The 5,117-nt window shown below is 44.1% G+C and carries 6 protein-coding genes; 4 read left to right on the top strand and 2 right to left on the bottom strand.

Translation table 11 applies throughout. The annotated features are described in order from the left end of the window. The coding region (locus NJ959_RS25255) for a tetratricopeptide repeat protein (RefSeq protein ID WP_309242710.1) at nt 1-1,569 on the bottom strand (1,569 nt) is incomplete at its 3' end. A 111-nt stretch (nt 1,570-1,680) separates the two neighbouring features. Continuing rightward, nucleotides 1,681-2,106 (bottom strand): hypothetical protein, encoded by a 426-nt coding sequence (locus NJ959_RS25250; protein WP_254014515.1) that lies wholly within the window; start codon nt 2,104-2,106, stop codon nt 1,681-1,683. A gap of 318 nt (nt 2,107-2,424) precedes the next feature. Between NJ959_RS25250 and NJ959_RS25245 the strand changes: the two genes are divergently transcribed. The 4 genes from NJ959_RS25245 to NJ959_RS25230 all read left to right on the top strand — a co-directional run bounded on the left by NJ959_RS25245 (nt 2,425) and on the right by NJ959_RS25230 (nt 5,105). Beyond that, a complete protein-coding gene (locus NJ959_RS25245; RefSeq protein WP_254014517.1) occupies nt 2,425-2,751 on the top strand; it encodes a 2Fe-2S iron-sulfur cluster-binding protein in 327 nt (108 codons plus the stop codon). Between the two features lie 108 nt (nt 2,752-2,859). Next, nucleotides 2,860-3,051: a DUF8621 family protein gene (locus NJ959_RS25240; protein ID WP_254014514.1), complete on the top strand. Its 192-nt coding sequence runs from the start codon at nt 2,860-2,862 to the stop codon at nt 3,049-3,051. 396 nt (nt 3,052-3,447) lie between these two features. Beyond that, nucleotides 3,448-4,506 carry a DUF3326 domain-containing protein gene (locus NJ959_RS25235; protein WP_254014513.1) on the top strand — a complete coding sequence of 353 codons (1,059 nt, stop codon included), beginning with the start codon at nt 3,448-3,450 and terminating at the stop codon, nt 4,504-4,506. A gap of 5 nt (nt 4,507-4,511) precedes the next feature. Then, nucleotides 4,512-5,105 (top strand): CPBP family intramembrane glutamic endopeptidase, encoded by a 594-nt coding sequence (locus tag NJ959_RS25230; RefSeq protein WP_254014512.1) that lies wholly within the window; start codon nt 4,512-4,514, stop codon nt 5,103-5,105. Nucleotides 5,106-5,117: the final 12 nt, after the last annotated feature.

Here is a 5,117-nt window from a genome sequence, read left to right as displayed (position 1 = left end):
GTATTCTATCGCTAGTTGGTATTGCCCTAGGGAATCGTAAGCACTGCCCAAATTATTCAGAGAATTAGCAATACCAGAGCGCTCGCCTATTTCCTCTTTTATCTCTTTAGACTGTTGATAGTATTCTATCGCTAGTTGGTATTGCCCTAGGGAATAGTAAGCATTGCCCAAACCCATCAGAGATTTAGCAATACCAGAGCGATCGCCTATTTCCTCAAATATCTCTTTAGACTGTTGATAGTATTCTATGGCTAGTTGGTATTGCCCTAGAGAATAGTAAGCATTGCCCAAATCAGTAAGAGATGCTGCAAATTGCCACTCTAACTTGCTGAGATTCCATTCTTGCACTAACTGCCCATAAAGTTCAACTCTGATATTGCTATCCCCTCGCAAAGTTAAAAAATAATCGCAGCGGCGCAGGATATCGAAGGCGGGGATATACTCTTTCAATTGGCAATAGTGATAGAAAACTTCGAGATATTCTTTTATATCTTCTTCCGTCTGCCAAGGTGGTGATTTGAGCTTTGAAAGATAGTAATTAATTGCCCGTTGATGCGCTGCGGTTAAATCTCCGGCTTTGTGCTTGGCGTATTCTTGAATAAATGGCTGAAATTGAAACCACCGTACCCTGTCTTTGTCTCTTTCTTCCTGCAATAGGGAACGTTTTGCTAGTTGTCGTAAGTCTTTTTCGATGGTTTTAATTTTGATATTATCTGATTCTATTTCTATCTGTAGGGGCGAAGTCGATGAATTAATGAAACCAGCCATCACCGCATTAAAAGGAAGCCGATAAACACACAAACCCAACAAAAGTTCCCGTAACCTCTCCCCAATCCGACTAAAACTCGCCTCCAAAATCCGCAGCATCCAGATATCAACCTTACCGTGATGCAATCCTGTCAGATTCTTATCTATTAATAAATTAGATACATCCGCCAACGGATAGTGCTGCAAATAGCTAATTTGCGGATTTACCTCTTCCTCTACTCGCAAAAAACCCGCTACCAAAGTTAACAATAGAGGATGCCCTTCCGCGTTTTTGGCAAACTCCTCCAATTCCCCATCACCGCCCCTAATTCCCAAATCCCGCAACAAAGCCGCCCCCTCCACAGGCGATAATCCCGATAAAGGTAGCCACTGAGACTTAATTTCTGGTAAAGTTGGACGTTCCCTTGTCGTCACCAATACCACACTTTCGCCGCCACATCCAATCCAACCCAGGAAAAATTCCTGGTAAATCTGATTCAACCATTGCCCATCTTCTGTCAGCCAACTCTCCAAATTATCAATAATTAGCAAATACTTCCCTTTCCGCAGATGATTTATCAAAGCATCCACAAGAGATATTTCTGGAATCCCATCCACCACCACCTGAGATAACCCCAACCTCAGCAAAACTCGCCGCGCCAATTCCGTAAAACCTACCCGGCTAACATCTGCCCAAAATTTATTACTGAATTCGGCGCTATCATCTTGATAAACTTTCGCCGCGAGGGTAGATTTCCCCAAACCGCCCATACCCGTAATCCCAATCAGGCGAATATTTCCACTCGCCATCCATTCTCGGATATCTTGCCGTTGAGCATCTCGCCCTTGCCAATTATCCAGACTAGGGCGGATTTCATCAAAATTCGGGATGTTTTGGGGTTGTGGGGGTATTCCCCAGTTTTCTCCCAGCAGTCAGTGGTGGTTGTGAGTACCGCCAATGTTGACTGTGCCAGCGCCAGGGTTTTCAATCTTACCGATTTCGCCAATAGCGTTATCTCTGGCTTGAACAGTTTTGGTACTGCGATCGCTAGTATTATGGATACTGCGATTATCATTACTAATATTAATTTCAGAAGCCAGCCGTTGCACCTCTTGGGCAAAAGCCGTATCATGATCCATGAAGTATTGCAAATATTGAGCAACTCGTGTTAAATCGGGGAGAGAACCTTGTTCAACGGATGCAATCGCTTTTTCAGCATCGGGATTTTTTTGAAATTTATCTTTAATCTTCTGACGTAGGTTAATTATCGCACCTTCTGTTAACTTACCAATACCTGTTTCTACAACTGCACCAAATGCTAATTTGGCGATTTCTGCTGCGATTACTTCTAATGCCATGGTAATGACGAGAGGGGTTGTCTCTTCTGTTGTAACTTAATGATATTTGTTTTGGCAATATAGAGCTTGAAATATGTTACCCTACACTAACGCACCCAACAATATTCCCGTCTAATATAGAAATTGTAGAGCAGGCATCTTGCCTGCTACAGTACATTCAATCCCTTAAAAGACAGTGGCTCTCAGCTTCTATGATGGTTTGGTAGAGTGGAGACTGGCTCCGAAAGGCGTAAACTTTCCTCCAGTCCGGGGGTAGGTTTTTATGTCTTATACTGACCTATTAATACTATCATGGCAGTCTCAACTTTAAAACACCCAATGGCCAATACTTATACCGTCGAAATCAATCACGAAGGCACTACCCATACCATAGAAGTGCCAGAAGATCAACAAATTCTCAAAGCTGCTGCTGATGCTGGTATCGAATTGCCTAATTCCTGCAACGCCGGAGTCTGTACCACCTGTGCCGCACAGATTTTAGAAGGAAGCGTAGACCAAACTGATGGTATGGGAGTAAGTCCAGATTTGCAAGCGGAAGGATATGTGTTACTCTGTGTCGCCTATCCCCGCTCTAACCTAAAGATTGTGACAGGGAAGGAAGACGAAGTTTACCAACGTCAATTTGGTTTGCCCGCAAGTCGTTGATAATGGGGAGTGGGTAATGGGGAGTGGGGAGTGTTTTATTGCGTCACTCTCTATTTCCTAAACCAATAATTGCCAGCTAATACACTAATTCTAGATAGGATAACTAAAATGACAACTCATTTCATCACCGCCGAAATTGATCTGCAAGAAACACCTAATCAACTCCATCAAGCAATTGAAAGTGAATTGCAAAAACGGGGAGAACCTCTGCGATGGGCGATTACGAATGTTGATACCGATGCACAAAAGGCGATGGTGGAAGCTATTGTAATTAAAGAGTCATCGGCTGTTAGTGGTTAGTTATTGGTGGGAGGATTCCACTTTGGCAAAGATACTCGTTTTTTGTCAAAGTTTTTACCCCCCCAACCCCCCTTGTCAAAGCAGGGCTGTTTCATTCTCCTACAGCAACAGGTTAAAACCTGTTGCTACACTGGCTAAACCGCCCTTCGGCGGTTCAACTTATTTGTTAATAAGCTAATGCAAGACTCGCTAACCTGCGAAGGCAGGTTTTGTCTGTGTAGCGACAGATTTCAATCTGTCGTAAAATTTGAGAATGAAACAACCCTGCCTTGTCAAAGGGGGGAGCAAGAATACAACCTGCATTTCTTCCAAATTGGGATGCTCCCATTAGTGGTTAGTTATCTGTTGTTTGTTGTTGGCTCTATCGTTAAACAAATAACAAATAACAAATAACAAATGACAAATAACTATAATGTTGTTTTAATTATTCCTACAGGAATAGGCGCGTCAATTGGTGGCTATGCGGGGGATGGGCTGCCCGTGGCAAGAGCGATCGCGCAAATTTGCGATCGCCTCATCACTCACCCTAATGTCCTCAATGGTGCCCAATTATATTGGAATTTACCCAATGCTCTCTATGTGGAAGGTTATGGACTTGACAAATTTGCCGCTGGATGCTGGGGGCTAAAACCCGTCCATCAAAATCGGGTGGGATTAATTCTCGATTCGGGAATTGAACCAGATTTACGGCTGAGACACTTGCAAGCCGCAGATGCCACAAGAGCAACATTAGGGCTAAATTTAACAGATTACGTTCTGACAGATGCGCCCTTAAACGTAGAACTCCGTACCGCGCCATCGGGGGCAAGCTGGGGTACAATTGGTAATCCAGATAGTTTGTTACGAGCCGCTGAGGTACTGATTAATCGAGCAAAAGCAAATGCGATCGCAGTTGTTGTCCGTTTCCCGGATGACTGTGGTAGCGATGCCCTACAAGCTTATCGCCACGGCAAAGGAGTCGATCCTTTAGCAGGTGCCGAAGCAGTAATTAGTCACCTAATTGTCCGAACTTTTCAGATTCCTTGTGCCCACGCACCTGCTTTGTCACCCCTCCCCCTCGATCCAAACTTATCACCTCGTTCAGCCGCTGAAGAATTAGGGTATACTTTTTTACCCTGCGTCTTAGTAGGATTAAGTCGCGCCCCCCAATTTATTCTCCCACCCCAAACCTCCCCATCCCCTGGAGATATCTGGGCAAGGGATATAGATGCGATAGTTGTACCAGCAAGCGCTTGTGGTGGCAGTGCCTTACTTAGCTTAAGTCAGTTATCTGCCCAAATTATTGCAGTAGAAGAAAATCAGACTACTATGGAAGTTTACCCAGAACCGTTAGGTATGAAAGCGATACGGGTAAAATCATATTTAGAGGCATTGGGTGTATTGGTTACTCATCGCGCTGGTATCAGTGTTGATTCCCTCCGCCCGTCTCTGTCGTCTTTGCGCTGCTTATTATAATTTTAGTGACCAAACAGCCTCCCTCTCGCCCCGAAATTGAACCCCTGACGCGCATCCAAATTCTAGTCGCCATGGGGATAACCGCCGTCGTATTGTTATGTATTGCCAAACTTTGGCTACAATTTGGCTCAGTTAGACTATTGCCTGTAAGTAGCAGTCCTGAAGCTTTAATCCTAGGATTAGGGATAGGGATGATGGTTACAGGTGTAAGTGGTTTAGTTTATCGCCTTTGGCCTGCTTACCGCCAAAGTGCTGACTTATACTTACAGATGATACTCAAGCCCTTATTATTACCGGATCTTATTTGGTTGGGGTTGCTCCCTGGTATGAGTGAAGAATTATTATTTCGGGGAGTTATGTTACCAGCCGTGGGATTAAATCCCATTGGTATTATTACTTCTAGTTTAGTCTTTGGCATTTTACACCTCAGCAGTCCCCAACAATGGCCTTATGTGATTTGGGCAACGGTTGTCGGATTGTTGCTGGGTTTCTGTGCTGTAGTGACGGGTAACTTACTCGTACCGATTGTGGCTCATGTGGTAACTAATTTAATTTCTAGTTGTCTTTGGAAACTTACTCACCGAGAAGTGGAGGTTTAAGAAGGGGAATGG

This window comes from Limnofasciculus baicalensis BBK-W-15 (genome assembly GCF_024178385.1).
GTDB classification, from domain to species: domain Bacteria; phylum Cyanobacteriota; class Cyanobacteriia; order Cyanobacteriales; family Coleofasciculaceae; genus Limnofasciculus; species Limnofasciculus baicalensis.
This window is presented reverse-complemented; position numbering and strand designations above follow the sequence as displayed.

What these genes read in the sequence shown, in the direction of transcription:
- NJ959_RS25240 (WP_254014514.1), top strand. Translation starts at nt 2,860, where the DNA reads ATGACAACTCATTTCATCACCGCCGAAATTGATCTGCAAGAAACACCT.
- NJ959_RS25235 (WP_254014513.1), top strand. Translation starts at nt 3,448, where the DNA reads ATGACAAATAACTATAATGTTGTTTTAATTATTCCTACAGGAATAGGC.
- NJ959_RS25245 (WP_254014517.1), top strand. Translation starts at nt 2,425, where the DNA reads ATGGCCAATACTTATACCGTCGAAATCAATCACGAAGGCACTACCCAT.
- NJ959_RS25250 (WP_254014515.1), bottom strand. Translation starts at nt 2,106, where the DNA reads ATGGCATTAGAAGTAATCGCAGCAGAAATCGCCAAATTAGCATTTGGT.